General features: G+C 72.2%; 16 protein-coding genes. 8 read left to right on the top strand and 8 right to left on the bottom strand.

The features are described from left to right. Positions 1-125 precede the first annotated feature (125 nt). The 6 genes from I4J89_RS31215 to I4J89_RS31190 all read left to right on the top strand — a co-directional run bounded on the left by I4J89_RS31215 (position 126) and on the right by I4J89_RS31190 (position 6,418). A complete protein-coding gene (locus tag I4J89_RS31215; RefSeq protein ID WP_309238545.1) occupies positions 126-1,595 on the top strand; it encodes a dynamin family protein in 1,470 nt (489 codons plus the stop codon). Further along, entirely contained in the window at positions 1,592-3,388 is a 1,797-nt protein-coding gene (locus tag I4J89_RS31210; RefSeq protein WP_196417694.1) for a dynamin family protein, read from the top strand. The genes I4J89_RS31215 and I4J89_RS31210 overlap by 4 nt, the downstream gene beginning before the upstream one ends. Next, positions 3,388-3,837, top strand: a complete 450-nt coding sequence (locus I4J89_RS31205; RefSeq protein WP_196417693.1) for a hypothetical protein — start codon at positions 3,388-3,390, stop codon at positions 3,835-3,837. The genes I4J89_RS31210 and I4J89_RS31205 overlap by 1 nt, the downstream gene beginning before the upstream one ends. Positions 3,838-3,910: 73 nt before the next feature. After that, positions 3,911-5,287, top strand: coding sequence for an MFS transporter (locus tag I4J89_RS31200; RefSeq protein WP_196417692.1), 1,377 nt, complete (start codon positions 3,911-3,913; stop codon positions 5,285-5,287). Beyond that, entirely contained in the window at positions 5,287-5,652 is a 366-nt protein-coding gene (locus I4J89_RS31195) for a GntR family transcriptional regulator (RefSeq protein WP_196417691.1), read from the top strand. The genes I4J89_RS31200 and I4J89_RS31195 overlap by 1 nt, the downstream gene beginning before the upstream one ends. A 241-nt stretch (positions 5,653-5,893) precedes the next feature. Continuing rightward, positions 5,894-6,418 carry an RBBP9/YdeN family alpha/beta hydrolase gene (locus I4J89_RS31190; protein ID WP_196417690.1) on the top strand — a complete coding sequence of 175 codons (525 nt, stop codon included), beginning with the start codon at positions 5,894-5,896 and terminating at the stop codon, positions 6,416-6,418. Here the strand turns inward: I4J89_RS31190 and I4J89_RS31185 are convergent. The 7 genes from I4J89_RS31185 to I4J89_RS31155 form a co-directional block, all read right to left on the bottom strand. Next, positions 6,408-7,343: an RNA polymerase sigma-70 factor gene (locus I4J89_RS31185; protein ID WP_196417689.1), complete on the bottom strand. Its 936-nt coding sequence runs from the start codon at positions 7,341-7,343 to the stop codon at positions 6,408-6,410. The two genes, I4J89_RS31190 and I4J89_RS31185, sit on opposite strands and share 11 nt — an antisense overlap. A gap of 8 nt (positions 7,344-7,351) precedes the next feature. Next, positions 7,352-7,825 carry a carboxymuconolactone decarboxylase family protein gene (locus tag I4J89_RS31180; RefSeq protein WP_196417688.1) on the bottom strand — a complete coding sequence of 158 codons (474 nt, stop codon included), beginning with the start codon at positions 7,823-7,825 and terminating at the stop codon, positions 7,352-7,354. Between the two features lie 366 nt (positions 7,826-8,191). Then, positions 8,192-9,169 (bottom strand): DUF3626 domain-containing protein, encoded by a 978-nt coding sequence (locus I4J89_RS31175; RefSeq protein ID WP_196417687.1) that lies wholly within the window; start codon positions 9,167-9,169, stop codon positions 8,192-8,194. Further along, a complete protein-coding gene (locus tag I4J89_RS31170) occupies positions 9,166-10,002 on the bottom strand; it encodes an undecaprenyl-diphosphate phosphatase (protein WP_196417686.1) in 837 nt (278 codons plus the stop codon). The genes I4J89_RS31175 and I4J89_RS31170 overlap by 4 nt, the downstream gene beginning before the upstream one ends. A 57-nt stretch (positions 10,003-10,059) precedes the next feature. Beyond that, complete coding sequence (locus tag I4J89_RS31165) at positions 10,060-11,001, bottom strand: tyrosine-type recombinase/integrase (RefSeq protein WP_196417685.1); 942 nt, start codon at positions 10,999-11,001, stop codon at positions 10,060-10,062. Positions 11,002-11,014: 13 nt separating this feature from the next. Next, positions 11,015-12,517, bottom strand: coding sequence for an ABC-F family ATP-binding cassette domain-containing protein (locus I4J89_RS31160; RefSeq protein WP_309238544.1), 1,503 nt, complete (start codon positions 12,515-12,517; stop codon positions 11,015-11,017). Between the two features lie 275 nt (positions 12,518-12,792). Then, entirely contained in the window at positions 12,793-16,230 is a 3,438-nt protein-coding gene (locus I4J89_RS31155) for a P-loop NTPase fold protein (RefSeq protein WP_196417684.1), read from the bottom strand. A gap of 124 nt (positions 16,231-16,354) precedes the next feature. Between I4J89_RS31155 and I4J89_RS31150 the strand changes: the two genes are divergently transcribed. Both I4J89_RS31150 and I4J89_RS31145 read left to right on the top strand, forming a co-directional pair. After that, complete coding sequence (locus I4J89_RS31150; protein ID WP_196417683.1) at positions 16,355-17,437, top strand: hypothetical protein; 1,083 nt, start codon at positions 16,355-16,357, stop codon at positions 17,435-17,437. Between the two features lie 13 nt (positions 17,438-17,450). Then, positions 17,451-17,774: a PadR family transcriptional regulator gene (locus tag I4J89_RS31145; protein WP_196417682.1), complete on the top strand. Its 324-nt coding sequence runs from the start codon at positions 17,451-17,453 to the stop codon at positions 17,772-17,774. Between the two features lie 231 nt (positions 17,775-18,005). Here the strand turns inward: I4J89_RS31145 and I4J89_RS31140 are convergent, their stop codons facing one another. Next, on the bottom strand, positions 18,006-18,860 hold the full coding sequence (locus I4J89_RS31140) for a sigma-70 family RNA polymerase sigma factor (protein ID WP_196417681.1): 855 nt from the start codon (positions 18,858-18,860) through the stop codon (positions 18,006-18,008). Between the last annotated feature and the right edge of the window lie 104 nt (positions 18,861-18,964).

Here is an 18,964-nt window from a genome sequence, read left to right as displayed (position 1 = left end):
CCGTAGGCTGTGCTGCGGGCAGGTGCTCCGACCTGCCGCTGCTGCGACGGAAAGGCCCTCCTCGTGACGACGTCAGCCGCGGTACGCACATTGTCGCCGACGTGGTGCGCACCTGACGAGTCGTGGTGACCGGGCCGCTCACCACCGGCGTCGCGACGCTGTGTCACGAGATCGTCACGAAGATCTCCTCCGATGCTGGTGGCCAGGTACGACAGATCGGCGACCGTCTTCACGATCCGCTACGTGTCGCCATCGCGGGTCGCCTGAAAGCCGGAAAGTCGACACTAGTAAACGCGCTGATCGGGCGGCGCGTCGCCCCCACCGCCGCCGGCGAGTGCACCCGCGTGGTCACCCGGTTCCGCTACGGGCCGGCCGACCGGATCAACGTGGTGACCCGCGACGGTGAGCGGCGCAGCCTGCCGCTGGACGAGGACGGCATGGTCCCGGCCCGGCTCGGGGTGCCGGCCGCCCGGGTGGCGTACGTGGACGTGACCCTGACCAGCGACCGGCTGCGGCAGCTGACCGTGGTCGACACGCCGGGGCTGGCGTCGACCGACGGGGCCGGCAGCGCCCGGGCGGAGGAGGCGGTCGGCATCGACGCGGACTCGGCCGGCGAGATCACCGCGGCCGAGGCGGTCGTCTACGTGTTCACCCAGGCGGTCCGGGCCGACGACATCCGCGCCCTGGAGGCGTTTCACGCGGCGTCGGCGCGGCTGGCGACCAGTCCGATCAACGCCATCGGGGTGCTCGGCAAGGTGGACACCCTGGCCGGCGGCGCGGACGACCCGTGGCCGATCGCGGGACCCCTCGCCGAAGGGCAGGCGCGGCTGCTCGCGCGTACCGTCGGCGATGTGGTGCCGGTGGCCGCACTGCTGGCCGAGACCGCCGAGGCCGGCCGGCTCACCGCCGCCGACCGCGACGCGCTCGCCAAGCTCGCCACCCTGCCGGCCGCGGAACTCACCCTGCTGCTGGCCTCGGCCGACCTGTTCCGCAACCGGCCCGCGCCGGTCGGCGCCGAACAGCGCGACCGGCTGCTGACCCGCCTCGACCTGTACGGGATCGGCTTCGCCTGCGCGCAGCTGGCCGCCGAACCCCGGCTGGGCACCGGCGAACTGGTGCGCCGGCTGCTCGCCGCGTCCGGCTTCGAGCGGCTGCGCGACACCGTGGACCGCACGTTCCGGTGGCGCTGCGACGCGATCAAGGCCGGGTGGGCGCTGACCCGCCTGGACCGGCTCGCCGGGTTCAGCGCCGACCCGCGGGCCCGGACCGTGATCCGCGACGCCCTGGAGTCGGCGCTGCGGGACCCGGCCTACCATCGGCTGCGGCTGCTGGACGCCGCCCAGCGCGCCGCCAACGGCACGGTCCCGCTGCCGCCGCGCTGGGAACAGGAGCTGATCCGGCTGGCCACCTCCGACGACCCGCGCTGGATCCTCGACCTGCCGCAGGCCGGCCCCGGCGAGCTGGCGGCGGCCGCGATCAGCGCGGCGGGACGCTGGCGGGCGTACGCGGTGGACGGTGCCGGCCCGGCGCAGGCCCGCATCGCCCAGGTGGCGCACCGCGGCTTCCACCTGCTCGCCCAGGAGGTGCGGCGGTGACCGGCGACCTGACCGCCCAGCTGGACACCGCGGTCCGCGACACCCTGTCGTACCTGCGCACCACCGACCCGGACGCCGCCGCCGACCTGGCCCAGCTGCGCCGCGACCACCTGGTGCGGCCCGGCATCGTCATCGTCGGCGAGACCAAACGCGGCAAGAGTTCCCTGATCAACGCCCTGCTCGGGGTGCCCGGCCTGTCCCCGGTGGACGTCACCGTGGCCACCACGGCCTACCTGCAGTTCCAGCCGGGCGAGGCGTTCTCCGCGACGGCCTGGCTGCCCGGCGGCGGCGAACCGGTCGAGATCACCGACCTGCGCCACCAGCGGGCCCGCCGCATCGAGGTGACCCACCCGGCGCCGCTGCTGCGCTACATGAGCCTGCTCGACACGCCCGGCGCGGGCGGCCTCGACCCGGCGCACGCCGCCATCGCGCTGGACGCGGTACGCCGCGCCACCGCCCTGCTGTTCGTCGCCGACGCGTCCGCCCCGCTGTCCCAGCCCGAGCTGGACTTCCTGGCGGCCGCCACCGAACGCGTCGACGCCGTCGTCTTCGCCCTCACCAAGATCGACGCGTTTCCGCAGTGGCGCACCATCGCCGAGGACAACCGGGCGCTGCTCCAGGCGCACGCACCCCGGTTCGCCGGCGCACCCTGGTTCCCGGTCTCCGCGCGTCTCGCCGAACTGGCCCTCGCCGGTCCGGCCGGCGCCCGGCAGGCCCTGGCCGACGAGTCGCGCATCGCCGGGCTGCAGCACGCCCTGGTGGAACTGGCCGGGCGCGGCCACCAGCTGCGCCTGGCCAACGTGCTGCGCGCCGCCCGCGGTGACCTGGCCCGGCTGCACGACGCCGCCGAGGCCCGCATCCAGGCGGCCGCCGCCGACCCGCGCAGACAGGCCGACGCCAAAGCCGAACGCGCCGCGCTGGCCGGCCGCAAACGCACCGAGTCGCGGCAGTGGACCCTGCGGCTGGGCACCGAGATCCAGCGGGCCCGCGTCGAAACCGTCGGCTACCTGCGCACCCGCATCGGCGAGGTGCAGCACGACCTCGCCCAGCGCATCGACAAGGCCGGCACCGACGAGCTCGCCGGCCTGCCCGACGACGTCGACACCCACCTGCAGGCCGTCGCCGCCGACCTCTCACAGCGGCTGGAGAGCGCCTACCACGCGATCGCCGAGCGGGTCCTCGCCGAAGCGTTCGACGCCGAACGGCTCGCCGCCACCCTGAGCCGGCTCAGCGCCACCATCCGGCACGCCCTGGCCGCCGGGCCACCGCGCGGCTCCGGCGACAACATGCTGATCGCCCTGTCCGCCGGCGGTATCGCCCTGGTCGCCGGCCGCGGCGCCACCCTGGGCATGTCCGCCCTCGGCGTGGCCGGCGCCGGACTGCTCATCCCGGTCGCCGGTATCGCGCTCGGGCTGGCCGCCGGCGGCTACGTGCTGTACCGGCGGCGGGTGCACAACGACCGCCGGCAGGCGCAGAGCTGGCTGCGCGACGTGCTCGCCGAGGCCCGGGCCGCGCTCACCGACGAGATCAGCACCCGGTTCACCGACCTGCAGTACGCGTTGTCGATCGCCCTCGACGACGCCATCGAACGGCGGCTGCGCGAACTGGACGCGCACATCGCCGAGATCGACGCCGCGATCGCCGAGGACGCCGCCGGCCGGGCCAAGCGCCGGGCCGCCGCCACCACCGACCGCGACGCCGCCGCCACCCGGCTGCGGCAGGCCGACGAAGCCCTGCTGCGCGCCCGTGCCCTGACCCCCGCACCGATCGACGACGACCGGGAGAGGCCCTGATGACCGACCACTGGGACGACGACTTCGACTTCGAGCCACCGGACGAGCTGCCCGACCTCGATCAGCCCGACCTCGCTCATCCGGACGTCGACCTGCCCGAGCTCTCCATCGACGAGCCGGCTTTCGAGGAACCGTCCTGGGAGGATCCCCAGGTTCCCGATCAGCCGGACATCGCCCCGGAGCCGGCGGACGCGGTGTTCCCGCCCGCCCTCGACGTCGGTGAGCTGCCCGAACCCGTCGACGGCTTCCCGTGGGTCGACGCCGCCACCCTCGGCCCGGCCGACGCCGAGGGGTTCACCGCGCCGGTCGAAGCGGTCGACGCTCAGGAGCTCGCCGCCTACGCCGGGGTTGACCTGCCGGCCGGCGCCGACCCGTGGGAGGTGCTCGCCGCCGACGAGGATCCCGCCACCAGCGCCCTCGCCCGGTGGTGGACACCGGGTGAACAGTGATCCACATCTCCCGCTGAGGCCGCCCGGGTGGCATCATGTGCGCGCACCGCATTGACACTCTGGAGCGCGATCGATGGCCGTGACCGGCACACCCACCCCTGTTCCCGCCGGCCGGCGGGAACGCACCGGCTGGTACTTCTACGACTGGGCGATGTCGGCCTTCTCGACCACGGTCATCACCGTGTTCCTCGGGCCGTTCCTGACCACCGTCACCGAGCTGGCCGCCGGATGCCCGATCGACGCCGACGAGTGCGACCGGGTGGTCCGCCCGTTCGGCATCACCATCGCCGCCGGTTCCTACTTCCCGTACCTGGTGTCGCTGTCGGTGCTGCTCACCGTCTTCGTGCTGCCGGTGATGGGCGCCATCGCCGACCGGGCGCCCCGCAAGAAGCCGCTGCTGGCCGGTGCCGCGTTCCTCGGCGCCGCCGCCACCATCGCGATGGCCTTCGTCACCGGCGACCGCTACCTGCTGGGCGGACTGCTGTTCCTGATCGCCAACATCGCCTTCGGCGCGGCGGTGGTCGTCTACAACTCGTTCCTGCCGCAACTGGCGGGCCCGGACGAACGCGACAAGATCTCCAGCCGCGGCTGGGCGGCCGGCTACCTCGGCGGTGGCGTCCTGCTGCTGCTCAACCTGGTCGCCGTCATGTCGCTGTCCGAAGAGGGCAACCCGCAGCGCACCCTCGACATCGCCCGCTGGTCGATCGTGTCGGCCGGCCTGTGGTGGGCCGCGTTCACCGTGGTGCCGCTGCTGTGGCTGCGCGAACATCCGAGCGTCGCGGCCGCCCAGGCGCGCGGCAACGTGCTCACCGACGGGTTCAAGCAGCTCGGGCACACCATCAAGGGGATGCGGGCGTACCCGCTCACGCTCTTCTTCCTCGGCGCCTACCTGATCTACAACGACGGCATCCAGACCGTCATCGCGCTGGCCAGCCAGTTCGGCACCGAGGAACTCAAGCTCGAACAGTCCACGCTGATCCTGACCATCCTGATCGTGCAGTTCCTCGCCTTCGGCGGTGCGCTGCTGCTCGGCGCCGTCGCCAACCGGATCGGTGCCCGCAAGACGATCCTGATCGCCCTGGCCCTGTGGCTGGTCGTCGTCACCGCCGCCTACTGGCTGCCGGAAGGCGAACCGCTGCCGTTCATGCTGCTCGGCGCCGGCATCGGCCTGGTCATGGGCGGCAGCCAGGCCCTGTCCCGCAGCCTGTTCTCGCAGCTGATCCCGGCCGGCAAGGAAGGCGAGTACTACGGCTTCTACGAGATCAGCGACAAGGGCACCAGCTGGCTCGGCCCGCTCTTCTTCGGCCTGATCTTCCAGGTCACCAACAGCTACCGGACCGGCATCATCTCGCTGATGATCTTCTTCCTGGTCGGTGGCGTACTGCTCGCCTTCGTGCCGCTGCGGCGGGCCATCCTCGCCGTGGGCAACACACCCCCCAGAATCCTCTGATGGACATCACCATCGACCCCGGATCCGCCGTACCCCCATACGAGCAGGTCCGGGTCCGCATCGCCGAACTCGCTGCCGGTGGCGACCTGCCAGCGGGCACCAAGCTGCCCCCGGTCCGCCAGCTCGCCACCGCGCTCGGCCTGGCCGTCAACACGGTCGCCCGCGCCTACCGCGAGCTCGAGCAGGCCGGCCTGGTGGAGACCCGCGGCCGCGCCGGCACGGTGATCACCTCCCGCGCGGCCGGCACCTCCCGGCGCGCTCAGCAGGCCGCGATGACGTACGCCGAGCAGACCCGCGCCATGGGCGTCCCTGCGGAGACCGCGCTCGCCCTGGTCAAGGCCGCCCTGGAGGACCGGCCGCGGTGATCCTGCTTGGCCCAACCTCCCTGCTGTCTCAACGGCCGCCAGACAGCACCCACGTTGGGCCGGACAAGACCCTGACCGCGATGGTGTTTCCCGGCGGGCGCGCTGGGGCTGGAACGGAAAGCCTGGCTCGCGGTGGGAGAGCGGGGACGGGCCGGCTTCGGCGGGACGGCCGGTTACGCGTACCCCGAAGAAGCGTGACCGATAGGCAGAGAGCACGGAAAGCTGGTTTAGGTTCACTGTCATGACTGAACGGATCCGGGTGCTGCTGGTGCCGGGGCGGGGTAAGCCGTTTCCCGAGCACTGGTCGGTGCGTTGGGAAGCGGAGAATCCGGAATTTCATTGGGCGCCGGAGCCACCCGGCCCGCCCTATCTGCCGGACGAACGCGTGGCCGACCTGGACGCGGCGCTGCGGGCCAGTGATGAGCCGGCCGTGCTGGTCGCGCACAGCGCCGGGTGCCTGACTGTGGCGTTCTGGGCGCAGGAGCACAGCGGACCGGTGCGGGCGGCGCTGATGGTCACCCCACCGTTCCTGGAGCGCCCGGATGTGACCTGGACGCCGCTGCCGTTCCGGACGGTCGTGGCGGCCAGCCGCGACGATCCGCATTCGACATTCGAGCAAGCGGCCGACACGGCGCGGCAGTGGGGCGCCGAGGTGTTCGACGCCGGCGCGGTCGGTCACCTCGACTCGAAGACCGGGTTCGGGCCCTGGCCGGCGGGTGAGCGCCTGGTCAAGGCCCTGATCGCGGGTGCGCCGGTCACGGGGTGAGGCCGGAGCGCCAGGTCGGGTGGTCGAGCTGGGTCATGGTGGAAACCGGGCCGAGGTGGCCTAGTTTGTCGGGGTTGACGACGCCGTGGATGGCCTGGATCGCGCCGTCGGCGACGTCGAGTTCGATCACGCTGGCCACCCGGCCGTCCAGGTCGTGCAGCACGGCACCCGGCCGGCCGTTGACCTGGGCCGGACGCAGGCCGAAACCCGCCTCGGTCAGCCGGCGGAACAGGTCGATCACGAAGCGGGCCACCTCCTGCCGGCCGGCCAGCGGGGTCGCCAGAGCCGGGGCCTTGCCGCCGCCGTCGCCGTAGGAGACCACGTCGGGCGCCAGGGTGCCGAGCAGCGCGTCCAGGTCGCCGCCGGTGACCGCGTCGAAGAACCGGCGGGCGAGTTCGGCGCCCTCGGCGCGGCGGGCCGGCGACGGCGCCGCCCGGCCCGCGGCGATCCGCTGCCGGGCCCGGGCGAAGATCTGCCGGCAGTTCACCTCGGACTTGCCGACGATGCCGGCGACCTCCGCATGGCTGTAGCCGAACACCTCGTGCAGCATGAAGACCGCCCGTTCCACCGGGGACAGCGCTTCGAGCAGTACGAGGAACGCCATCGACAGCGAATCGGACAGTTCCGCGTGCTCGGCGGGGCCCGGATCGCCGGCCGGCACCACGACCGGCTCGGGCAGCCAGTTGCCCACATAGGTCTCCCGGCGCACCCGGGCCGAACGCAGATAGTTGATGCCCAGCCGGGTGACGGACGTCGTCAGGTACGCCTTCGGGTCGGTGATCGTGGTCCCCGCCCGCCGGGCCCGGGTGGCGCCGAGGAAGGCGTCCTGCACGATGTCCTCGGCGTCACCGACCGACCCGGTCATGCCGTAGGCGATCGAGAACAGCAGCGGGCGGTAACCGTCCACGTTCGGCTCCTCAGTCATGACGCGTGTCAGTGGAACATGCCGACCCGGTAGTCGCCGGCCGGCTGCTGGACGATCACGTTCAACCGGTTGAACGCGTTGATCAGCGCGATCGCGGCGACCAGCGCGCCGAGCTGCTCGTCGTCGTAGTGCTTCTGCGCGTTCGCCCATACGTCGTCGGAGACACCGCCGGCCGCGTCGGCGATCCGGGTGCCCTGCTCGGTCAGTTCCAGGGCGGCCCGTTCGGCGTCGGTGAACACGGTGGCCTCGCGCCAGGTGGCCACCAGGTTGAGCCGCAACTGGGTCTCGCCGGCCGCCACGGCCTCCTTGGTGTGCATGTCGGTGCAGAACCCGCAGCCGTTGATCTGGCTGGCCCGCAGCCGTACCAGCTCCTGCGTGGCGAGCGGCAGCGTCGACTCGGTGAGCACCCGGCCGGCGGCCGTGAGGTGCTTGAGGGCCTTGCCGGCCAGCGGGTCGGTGAAGAAGTTCAGTCGTGCTTCCATGGTGCGCTCCTTACCGGTTGTCGGTGGTACGCCCCTCTAAGACAGGCTCGGGCGCCGGGACGTGACGTCGATCTGATGTGACGACGGTCGCTTTCGCGGTCGGGGCCTGGTTGGTGACGTTCCAGGGGTGGCCGTTGGGCAGTCGCGCGGTGAGCCCGTGTGTGGCGGCCAGCGCGGCGCGACAAGGACCCGGCCCGGCGCGGCTCGGGCAGGCGCGGCCACGGGAGCGGTGACAGGCACAGCCGAAACCGCTTTTTCGCCTGTTTGATCATTCGGCCGCGCCGGGAGAGCGGGGACGGGTCGGCTTCGGCGGGACGGCCGGTCACGCGTACCCCGAAGAAGCAGGACCAGACAGGGGTCTTGGGGTTATCCGCGCAGCACGAGGATGTGCCACAGGTATTTGATCTGCTGGAGGGGGTCGTCGAAGCGGGACCACTCGTGCGGGCTGCGCACGACCGAACGGGCGGCCCGGCCGATCACCTCGGCGTCCAGGACGGGCCGCTGGTAGCGGTCGGCGACCAGCCGGGCCAGCGGCGGGACCGCCGGGCCGCGCAGGTCGGCCGGGAAGTCGCCGGCGGGCAGCCGGAAGCCGTGGTGCCAGCGGATCGGGACGCCGAGACGGGCCAGGGACGCTTCGGTGGAGGTGCCCCGGAATGATGGGTCGGCGACGACGGCCGTGACGTTGCCGTCCAGCGGGAGGCCGCCGTGCACCTGGGCCTCGATGTAGGCGTCGAGCGATCGGCCGGCCGGCACCGGCGGCGGGCCGGGCTCGGCCGGCCAGGCCGCGTAGGCAGCGGCGCGGGTGGCCAATTCAGCGGCCCATTGCGGTGGCGAGGCCGCTGCGACACCCAACGCGGATCCGGTACGCGTGACCTCGCCGAGCAGAGCCGCCCAGACCGCGGCGAACGTGCCGGAGGTGCCGAGCACGGTCGGCTCGGTGACGCTGTCGCCGTGGCTGAACGTGCTGCGGGCGGCGACCCGCGGAGTCAGGACCAGGTGGCAGCTGCCGAAGCGGGGTGCGGCGCCGTCCGGGTGCCCGGCCAGGTTCAGGGCGCCGTAGACGGGCCGGCCGGTCGGGCCGGTGTAGGCGCCGCCGAACATCCGGTGCTCCCAGCTTTCCCGCGCCCCGCCCAGGTGGGCGTTCAGCCCGCCGTTGGAGATGCGGGTCTCGAACTGGTTGCGGTACACGCCGTCGGCGGCCAGGCACTCAGCGACCGTGCGGCCGTCGGCGGCCAGCCGGTCCGGGTGGAAGTTGACCGTCACCGCGGCCGGTACCGGAAAGCCGCCCGGCGACGGGAAGAGCGCCCGCACGTGCGCGAGCGCCCGTTCGGCGGCGGCCGTCACTTCGCCTGGATGGTGCCTGTCGCGAGCAGAACCAGCAGCAGCGAGCCGAGGGCCAGGCGGTAGAAGATGAAGACGCTGTACGAGTGCTTCGAGACGAACTTGAGCAGCCACGTCACCGACGCGTACGCGACCACGAAGCTGACCACCGTGGCGACGATCGTGTTGAGCCAGCCGACCCCGCCGGAGATCCGGTCGAACTCCTCGACGCCCTGCAGCAGCGACGCCCCGGTCAGCGCCGGGATGGACAGGAAGAACGACAGTTTCGTGACCGTCACCCGGTCGAAGTCACGCAGCAGGCCGGCCGACATGGTGGCACCCGAGCGGGAGATGCCCGGGATCAGCGCCATGCACTGCACGACGCCGATGATGATGGTGTCCTTCCAGGTCACGTCCTTCTCGTGGCGGATCTGGGTGGCGGCGTGGTCGGCGAACGCCATCACGCCACTCCAGATGATCAGCGCGCCGGCGACGAACCAGAGACTACGCAGCGTGGTCTCGATGGTGTCCTTGAACAGCAGCGCCGCGAACACGATCGGCATCGAGCCCAGCAGCACCGCCCAGCCGAACCGGAAGTCGGGATGATCGCGCAGTCCCTTGTCGAACAGGCCGCGGAAGAACGCCGGCACCACCCGGGCGATGTCGTGGCGCAGGAACAGGATGGTGGCGAGCACCGCGCCGGACTGGATGATCACCGTGAAGGCGGTGATGTCCGGGTCGTCGATGGTGTGCCCGAACAGCTTCTCCAGGATCGTCAGGTGACCGGTGCTGGAGACCGGCAGGAACTCGGTGATCCCCTCGACCGCACCGAGAATCACCGCTTCGACGATATTCATTTCCGCAGCCACGCTTGCCCGCTTTCCCTAGCCAGCTTGAGAGCATAGGGGGACGGATCAGGCGCTGTTACGCCGGGCACGCGCCGCCGCGATCGTGTATGCCGGGTCACGGTCCAGGTTGTGACGGTCACGGTCGTAACGGCGGGTAGTGCGCGGATCGGCGTGCCCCATGGCGTCCTGCACGTCTTCCAGCGGCACGCCCTCGGCGCGGGCGGTGGTGGCGAACGAGTGCCGCAGCGAGTGCGGCGACAGCCGGTCCGCGGCGTCGATGCCGGCCTCCTTCGCCAGCCGCCGGACCAGCCGGAACACCGCGTGCCGGTCGACGCGGGCGCCGGTGCCGGTCAGGAACAGCGGACCAGGTTCGGCGCCGCGCAGCCGCAGGTACTCGTCCAGGGCGGCGGCCGCGCCCGGCGTCAGCGCCCGGCGCCGCTGGTGGCCGCCCTTGCCGACGAACCGCACGGTACGGTGCCCGCGCTCCCAGCCCACGTCGGCCAGGTCCAGGCTGACCAGCTCGCCGACACGCAACCCCAGGTCGGCCAGCAGGAGCAGCATGGCGTGATGGCGTACCGCGGCCGGGCCGCTCGCGCGCTCGGCGGCGGCGAGCAGATCGTCCACCTCGGCCGGTGTCAGCCCGACCGTCGAGGAGTGGTCCCGGGAGACGTACGGCCGGTCGGCGGCACCCACCGGGTTCGCGGTGACGGCCTGCAGTTTGACCAGGAAGTCGTACCAGCTGGAGATGCCGGACAGCTTGCGGGCCACCGACGCCGGTGCCAGCGGCCGGGCCTCCAGACCCCGGGCGTACGCGTTGACGTCCAGGAACGACGCCCGCAACGGATCGACCCGCCGCCCGGCGCACCAGGCCAGCCACGACCCGACGTCGCGCCGGTACGCCGAGCGGGTGTGCTCGGACAAACGCCGGTTGGCCAGCCACGCCTCGGTGAACTGTTCCGCCGAACCGCCGGCGGCCAGGTCCCGGGCGGCGTGTGGGAGCAGCGACATGCCCGCCAGTTTGTCAGCTCTCGATCACTTGTCCGTCCGCGACATGCCAGTGCCGGGTGTGGCCGACCGCATCCGCGAAGTACCGGTCGTGGCTGACGATCAGCAGCGTCCCCCGGTAGCGCCGCAGCGCCTCCTCGACCACGTCGAGGGCCTCGAAGTCCAGGTAGTTGGTCGGCTCGTCGAGCAGCAGGACCCGCGACGGGCTGTTGACCACCACGGCGAGCAGCAGCCGGCGCAGCTCGCCGGCGGACAGGTCGCGCACCGGGGCGATCCACTGCTCGGGCTCGAACTGGTGCCCGGCGAGCAGCCGCTCGGCGTCGTCGACGTACACCGGCACCCGCGCCCGGAAGAAATCGATCATGCTGGTGGGTGTGCGCAGGCCGTCGTCGGACTGCGGCAGCACGGACGCCTCCGGGTACCGCTCGGCGAGCGCCCGCAACAGCGTCGTCTTACCCGACCCGTTACGACCCGTGATGACGATGCGATCGCCACGGGTGACGTCCAGATCCACGTGATCGAGCAGGACCCGGTCACCGAAGGCCACCGTCAGATCCCGGACCTTGAGCACGACCTCCCGGTCCTCGGCGTCGTCACCCGGGAAGGCGAGGGTCAGCGGCGGACGGGTGCGCGGCTCGGCGATCCACTTCACCGACGCCATCTGCCGGCGCAGCCGCCGCTCGCGCACCTTGGCCTTGCGGGCCACCAGCCGGGCCACCCGTCGCAGGTGTGGCGCCTCGGCACCGGAGCGCACGGTGTTCTCGACGCCGGCCGCGTACCCCTTGGTCCGCTCGATGTCGGCCTCCCAGCGCAGCCGGTCCTTCTCCTGCGCCTCGTAGTCGAGCAGCAGGCGCTCCCAGCGCCGCTGTTTCTCGGCGCGGTAGGCGGTGTAGCCGCCGCCCGGATAGTCCTGAGGTTGCTCGTCGATGCCGTCCAACTCGATGATCCGGCCGGCGAACTCGTCCAGGAACGCCCGGTCGTGGCTGACCGCGAGCACCCCGCCGGGGAAGTCGCGCAACCACTGCCGCAGCCATGCCGCACCCTCGGCGTCCAGGTGGTTGGTCGGCTCGTCGAGCAGCAGCAGGTCCGGACCCCGGCCGCCCAGCAGGGCACGCGCCAGCAGCAGGCGGGCCTGCTCGCCGCCGCTGACCGCGGTCACCGGCAGGTCGTCGGGCAGGTGCTCGATGTCGAGCCGCTGGCGGATCTCGGTGATTCGGGCCTCGGCGGTCCAGCCCTCCAGGGCGGTCCAGCGTTCCTGCACCGTGCCGAACTCGGCGAGCACGTCCTCGCCCGCGGCGAGACGCGCCTCCAGCTCGCGCATCCGCGCGGTCACTGCCGCGAGCTCACCGAGCCCACCGCTGAGAAACGCGCCGACGCTGCCGTCGAGGTCGGGCATCCTCTGGGGTACGTGTTCCACGTGCGCCCCGGGCGAGACGGTGACACTGCCGGCGGTGGGTCGGAGCTCGCCCGCCAGCGCCTTGAGCAGGGTGGTCTTGCCGGCGCCGTTGGGACCGACCACCCCGATCCGGTCGCCTTGCGCGCAGCACCAGGTCGAACCCGGAGAAGAGCAGGTCGCCGTCGTGGGCGCAGCCGAGGCCGACCGCTTTGAGATGAGCGTTACGAGGTTGCATGCAGGCCTCCGGAACAGGGCGACACCGACAGGGACGCGCCGCGCGGGCGCTGGACAAGGTCGGATCGCTCTCACATCGGGGCAGGCACTCCTCGGGCCGGGATCAGGTCATCGCCAACCTTGCCTCGCCCGGCCCGGCCCTGCAACCGGATTTTCCCGAGAGCTCAGAGCATGCGGTCGGCGAGGCCGGCGATGCCGGGTTCGGTCTCCAGGAACCGGCGCAGTTCCTCCGCCCACGCGGGGTTGGTGCCGGCCGGCTGGTTCTCGGCGAGCAGGCCGACCCGGCGCAGCGCGTTGCGCCACGCGTTCACGGAGATCGGCTCGTCCGATCGCAGGGACTGCTCCAGATGGCCGAGATTGCTTGAAGCGCCGTCGCCGCAGCCGCGGCCCAGCAGACCGAGCAGGTTCGGCCAGCGGATCGCGAGCACACACAGTTTGGCGATCTCCGCGCCGCTCGCCGGGGGCAGCCCCTGAAGGCGGTGCTGCTGGGCGATGAAGCTGTAGAAGCGGAACAGGTTGACGAACCGCTTGATCTCGCGCGGATTGTCCGAGGCGAGGCCGGGCACGCCGGCCAGAATCGCGGTCCGTGCCTCGTTGTCGCTGTACAGCTCGACCAGCACCCGGTTGGCCGCCTCGGAGGTCTCCGGCAGAACCGTGGCCGGCGAGTCGGGTATCACCTCCCGCTGCGCGTGCAGGGCCACCGCGGCGAGGGTGTCGGTGGTGGGCTCGCGCTGCCGGATCGCGGCTTCCAGCCGGCTGACCAGGACGGCGCGGTCGGCGGTGGCCGGCGCGGCGGTCTCGGGCCGGGCGGCCGGCGCGTCCGCCGCCGGTTCCGCGGCCCGGGCCGGCGCTGCCGCGGGTGGCGGTGACACGTCGGCCACCGGTGCCGGGGTGACCCTCCGGACCGGCCGGTCGAGCAGCGCGTTGAGGTAGCCGCTCGTCTGCCGCACCGGGTCCGGGGGCGGCAGGTTCAGCGGCAGCTGCACGATCTTCTCCAGGAACCGCCAGCCGAGCGTGGCGCCCTCCGCGGTGGACCGGCTGACCTCCGGATGCGCCGCGAGATCCTTGTAGACCGACTCGACGTGGGCGGCGACGACGGCGGGCTCCATCGCGACGACGAACACGCAGTTGGGGAACTCGCCGGCCAGGAACAGGTTGATCGCCTCGATCACCCGTACCACGGCGCCCGGTGAGCAGCGGTCCAGGTCGTCGACGAAGACCACCAGCGGCCGCTGGTGGGTGGCGATCAGATCCAGTACCCGGCGCATGTCGGTCTGCACCAGGTGCAGGAAGCCCAGCCGCCGGTCGTAGGCGGGGTCCGGGAAGAGCTCGGTGTACGCGCCCTTGACCTCGTCGCCGGCCCGGTCGGCGGCGGACTTGATCGGGTCCGGCACGCGCAGCAGCGGCCCGAACGAGCCGGCCGCCTTGGCGCCGAGGAACTTCCAGGCGGCGACGACCGCACCGATGCCGAACGTCAGCCCGGCGGCCGAGAGCAGGCCGGCCGCGCTGATCCGCAGCGCACCGGCGATCGGCGGGAACACCACCGCCATCAGTACGCCGGCCGTGGCGAGGACGACGGCCAGGCCCAGCCACAACAGCCAGGGCAGGAAACGGTCGACCAGCTGGCGGTAGATCCGGCGCCGCAGGGCCTGCCGGTCGACCCGGCGCAGGTTGAGCGCGAGCCAGAAACGTTCCCGGTCGGCCGTGGTGAGGCGGCCGGTGACCTGGGTGATGATCTCGTACGCCAGACCGGCCCAGATCTGCTCGCCGCTCTGATACATCCACGGGTTGAACCAGACCGTCGGCCGCCACCCGCCGGACGGTGACTCCACATCGAGATTGCGGCCGTCCGCCTCGATCGGCGGTTCGGTGGTACGCCGCAGCAGCTCCCGGTTGGTCAACCGGCGGCTGGCGTCACCGCCCGGCGCCAGTGCCTTGCGGGCCCCGGTGGTCAGGCTGAACGGGACCGGGGTCCACCGGTCGCGGTCGGCGCGCGGATCGAGGCGTTCCTGCACCATCCGCATCAGCGACGTCTTGCCGGCACCCCACGGCGCGGTGACGCCGATGGTCAGCGGCGGGCGGGTGCCGCGGTGCCGGACGAAGGCGGCGATCGCGTCGGCGTAGGGCGCGTAGCCGAGGGTGTCGTCAGCGGTCCAGTAGTCGCGGGTGATCGGCATCTCCGGCTGGAAGGCGGTACGGACCGCCATCCAGCGGATCGCCCGGTCCAGGGCCGCGCGGCGTTCGTCCTCGGGTTCCTCGGCTTCCAGGCGGGTGGCCGCGAAGCGGAATGTGACGTCGCTGACCGCGTACTGGCCCGGGCCGGAGGTGTCGACCAGGGCCACCGCCGCCAGACTCTCCAGCTGCGCCACCACCGCCGCACCGTCGACCTCCGCCAGAGCGATGGCGAGAGCGACTTCGAAGTGCGCGGTCGGCAGCACCGCCAGCAGCCGGAAGAGCCGGCGTGCTCCTTCCGGAAGCGTCTCGTAGGCCTGGCTCAGCAGCAGTTGCGAGACGGCGTCGTGCTGAGAGACGCGCCCCATCTCAGCCACCAGCAACGCCAGCGACGCCAGCTTGCGTCTTCGTGCCTGGCCGGCCGCGAGGCGAAGAGGAAGGGGAAGCCCGTTGACCGCCCGGATGAGCCGTTCGGCGTTGGAAAGATCAGCGTCCACGATCTCCGGTCCGGCCGTCGCGCGCAGTAGTTCCAATGCGGCCTCGGTGGGCAAGCGCCCCAGCGTGACCGTCGAAATGTGGGGCGGCAGTCTGCGCAGCGGCCTACCGCTCGTCATGATGACGGCAGCCCGCGAGCCCAGGTTCACGAGCCGTTGGATGCTCCCCAGCGACTCGACCTCATCGAGCGTCACCAGGACGCGCTTGTCGGCGATCAGGGTCCGGTACTGCGCGTTGGGATCCGAGCGGCCGCCAAGAGCCGGCAGAGCGCCCATTGCGGCGAGGAAGGACTCGAACGCCGCTTCCGGGCTGAGCCCGGAGCCGAAACTGGCATAAAGGAGGCCGTCCGGGAAGCGGGCAGAGGCTCGGCGCGCGGCAGCCAGGGCGAGCGCCGTCTTGCCGCTGCCGGGCGGTCCGGTGATGACCACCATGGCGGGACGGTTGTCCTCGCCGGACTCCAGAGCGGAGAGAATCAGCCGCATCTCGTCGGTGCGATCGATGAACAGGTCGCTGGCCTGCGGCAACATGTTCACCGGAGGGTGGCCTCGCTGGATGATCAGGTCCGAGATCACGCCGACATCGTCGAACCAGGGATCTTCGCGCAGCAGAGTGGTCTGCGACGGCTCGAACGGATGCTCGGCCGCGCCGTCGGCTCCGGCCAGGACGTAGAGCACCCCTTTCCCTTGATCCAGCGCTGTATGGATCTCCTGCAGCTGACTCTCAGCCGGCCGGTACACCTGGGTCGTTCCCGGAGCACCGACGAGGACCACCACGACGTCGGCGGCCGCCATGGCTGTGACGCGGTCCGCGGAACCGCTCCTGGTGTCGATCCACACCGAGCCCCTGCCCAGCAGCGGCTCCAGGCCCTCGTGCAGCCTCTCCGCATACAACTGGTTCTCCGGGGTGTAGCTCAGGTAGACGCGGGGCTGGGTCATGGCGCCATCCTGTCGCCATCGACCGTCGTGAGACAGCCTCCATGCGTATAGGTCGGTTGACGATATATAGCGGCGCGCGTACTGTCGCGGCCATGGATCGAACTTCTTCGCAGGAAGCGGCGTCGTGACGGCGGCGCAATGGCCGCCGGCGGATCCGGCGCTGGAGCGGGCCTACAAGCGGCTGCTGCGGGCGTACCCGCCCGGCTACCGGCGCCGGCACGGGCGGGAGATCGTCACGACGCTGCTGGAGATGGCGGAGCCGGGACAGCGGCGGCCGGGCCGGGCCGAGACGTGGCACCTGATCGGCAGCGGGATCCGGCAACGGTTCCGGCTGCCCGCCGGACGGCCCCTGGCCTGGGCCCTCGCCGTGCTCGCCCTGCTGATCGGCGGCAGCATCGGTGCGGCTGCCGGGTCGTGGGCGGCCGAGCGCACGTTCGCCGCGTTGCCCGGCCCGTCGGCCGCCGAGGACATGCATCAGCTGGTGGCCGGCGGTGCGGGACAGCAGGCGTCGCTCACCTCTCACGGCGGGTCGCGGTGGTGGGGTCCGACGATGCTGGGCACCGTCGAGCTCGGTGCCGCCGACGGGTGGGACGCCGAGCAGGCCCGGCAGCGCCTGATCGCCGACGGCTGGCAGGTCAGCGTGATGAAGCACCCGTCCGGCAGCGCGGCGGTTCTCGACGAGAACGGGCAGACGACCGCCATGCGGGTGGACGGCGACGCGTTCACCGCCGAGCGCGACGGCCTCACCCTCGACGTGGACGGGTGGAACTCACCGCAGGCGGGGACGATCAGCACGCAACTGTGGGCGAGCGGGAACGCGAGCCTGCTGCCGCTGATCGTGCTGGGCGGGCTCGCCGGGATGGTGGTCGGCTGGCTGTTCGCCGCCGCGCTGGTCCAGCGGCTGCGTCACAGCGACCCGGCGCGGGTCCGCACTGCCGCCCTGCTGGGGACGGCGGCGGCTCTGGTGCTCTCGGTGCCGGCGGCGGCGTTCTACGGCAACGTGGTCCGGGCCTTCGAGAAGTACGGCAACGAGGGGCCGACGTTCACCGTGCACAGCGCGCTGACGCCGGGACCGTACTGGCCGTCCGGGCCGGGGTGGCTCACCGCCGCGATGTTCGGTGCCGGGGTGCTGCTCGCCGCGGCCCTCGTCCTCGTGTCGTGGGGACGACCGGTGGCGGCCACCGCCAGCCGGCCCGTGACGAGCTGAAAGGCTGAGCGACATGCAGGAGCCGACGTTTCTGATCCTCACCGCGCTCGCCGCGCAGCCGCTGCACGGCTACGGCATCGTCCAGTCCGTGCTGGACCTGTCGTCCGGCGAGGTCAAACTGCGGCCGGGCACCCTCTACGGCGCGCTGGACCGGCTCGCCGAGCAGGAGCTGATCGTGGTCGACCACGAGGAGGCGGTCGAGGGCCGGCTGCGCCGCTACTACCGGCTCAGCGACACCGGCGCGGCGGCGCTGGCCGCGGAGGCGGAACGGCTGCGCCGGCGGGCGGCGGCCGCGGAAACCCAGCTGCGGATGCGGCCCGGCCTGTCCAGCGCTTGACCCGCCGCGAGGGCCGCACGGGCGGTGCTTGACCCGGTGCTGTTTCCCGGCGGTGGCGCTATGGCCTGGTGTGGCAGGTGATCGCTGGGGGCAGGTGGGGACGGCCGTGATTCTCGGGGGCGGCCGTCGCGCGTACCCCGGCGGTGTATTCGTCTCCACGTGCCCGCCGGGCGAAGAAACGGGCCGCCGCGCTTGGTGCGCGGCGGCCCATTCGTGTTGTGCCGGGCCGCATCAGGCGGCGAGGCGCTGGCCGTGCACGTCGGTGGCGCTCAGCCGCGACATCATGGTGCTGCGCGCGGCGATCTGGGCGGCGTACGCCGCGCGGCGCCGCGCTACACAGCCGTCCTTCGCGGCCGGCACGCCCTTCTGCTCCATGTGCGTGGTGAGGCCGTCGCGCAGCAGGGCGAGAGCCTCGGTACGCAGCTGCGACACCCGCGACTCGGTGACGCCCAGCGAGGACGCCACCTCCGACAGCGGGCGCTCCTGCAGGAACGACGCCTCGACGACGTAGCGCAGCCGCTCCGGCAGCACGTTGACCGCGTCGTGCAGGTAGCCGAGCCGCTCGCGGTGCAGCAGCATCTCCTCCGGGTTCATCGAGGACTCGGTGACCATGTCCTCGGCGTTGCCGGCGCTGAAACCCTGCAACGACAGTACGGCGGCGCGCTGCACGTCGTCGTCGACGCTGCTCAGCTCGCCGACGGCGACACCGAGCAGTTCGGCCAGCTCCTCGGCGGTCGGGGTACGCCCCAGCTGCCGGGTCAGCTCCTCCCGGGCCACGTCGGCGCGCCGGGCCCGGGCCCGCACCGAACGGCTGGCCCAGTCCATGCTGCGCAGCTCGTCGAGCAGCGCCCCGCGAACCCGCACCGCGGCGAACCGGCCGAACGGGATGCCCCGCTCCGCGTCGAACGCCTGGGCGGCGGTGACCAGCGCCGCGTAACCGGCCGAGGCGAGGTCGTCGCGGTGCACGTGCGGCGGCACCTTGAACAGCATCTCCCGGACCATGTGTCCGACCAGCGCCATGTTGTCGCGGACGAGTTCCTCGTGCGCACGGGTGACGGCAGCGGTCGGCTGGACGGTCGTGGTCATCTTCGGATCCCCCCTGGTTCGTCTGACAGGGGGAACTTTTCGCCGCGTCGGGTGCAGGAAGCGGCCACTCTCGGTTGCCGCTCGGTTGCACCGAGAAATTTTCC

The organism is Actinoplanes aureus, assembly GCF_015704865.1.
GTDB classification, from domain to species: Bacteria; Actinomycetota; Actinomycetes; order Mycobacteriales; family Micromonosporaceae; genus Actinoplanes; species Actinoplanes aureus.
The sequence above is the reverse complement of the archived record's forward strand: the minus strand, read 5'-3'. Positions and strand labels throughout refer to the sequence as shown.

Bases quoted from the DNA above. Each gene is read 5' to 3' on its own strand.
- I4J89_RS31180 (WP_196417688.1), bottom strand. From the start codon at position 7,825: ATGGAAGCACGACTGAACTTCTTCACCGACCCGCTGGCCGGCAAGGCC.
- I4J89_RS31165 (WP_196417685.1), bottom strand. From the start codon at position 11,001: ATGTCGCTGCTCCCACACGCCGCCCGGGACCTGGCCGCCGGCGGTTCG.
- I4J89_RS31195 (WP_196417691.1), top strand. From the start codon at position 5,287: ATGGACATCACCATCGACCCCGGATCCGCCGTACCCCCATACGAGCAG.
- I4J89_RS31200 (WP_196417692.1), top strand. From the start codon at position 3,911: ATGGCCGTGACCGGCACACCCACCCCTGTTCCCGCCGGCCGGCGGGAA.
- I4J89_RS31190 (WP_196417690.1), top strand. From the start codon at position 5,894: ATGACTGAACGGATCCGGGTGCTGCTGGTGCCGGGGCGGGGTAAGCCG.
- I4J89_RS31145 (WP_196417682.1), top strand. From the start codon at position 17,451: ATGCAGGAGCCGACGTTTCTGATCCTCACCGCGCTCGCCGCGCAGCCG.
- I4J89_RS31170 (WP_196417686.1), bottom strand. From the start codon at position 10,002: ATGAATATCGTCGAAGCGGTGATTCTCGGTGCGGTCGAGGGGATCACC.
- I4J89_RS31205 (WP_196417693.1), top strand. From the start codon at position 3,388: ATGACCGACCACTGGGACGACGACTTCGACTTCGAGCCACCGGACGAG.
- I4J89_RS31140 (WP_196417681.1), bottom strand. From the start codon at position 18,860: ATGACCACGACCGTCCAGCCGACCGCTGCCGTCACCCGTGCGCACGAG.
- I4J89_RS31155 (WP_196417684.1), bottom strand. From the start codon at position 16,230: ATGACCCAGCCCCGCGTCTACCTGAGCTACACCCCGGAGAACCAGTTG.
- I4J89_RS31185 (WP_196417689.1), bottom strand. From the start codon at position 7,343: ATGACTGAGGAGCCGAACGTGGACGGTTACCGCCCGCTGCTGTTCTCG.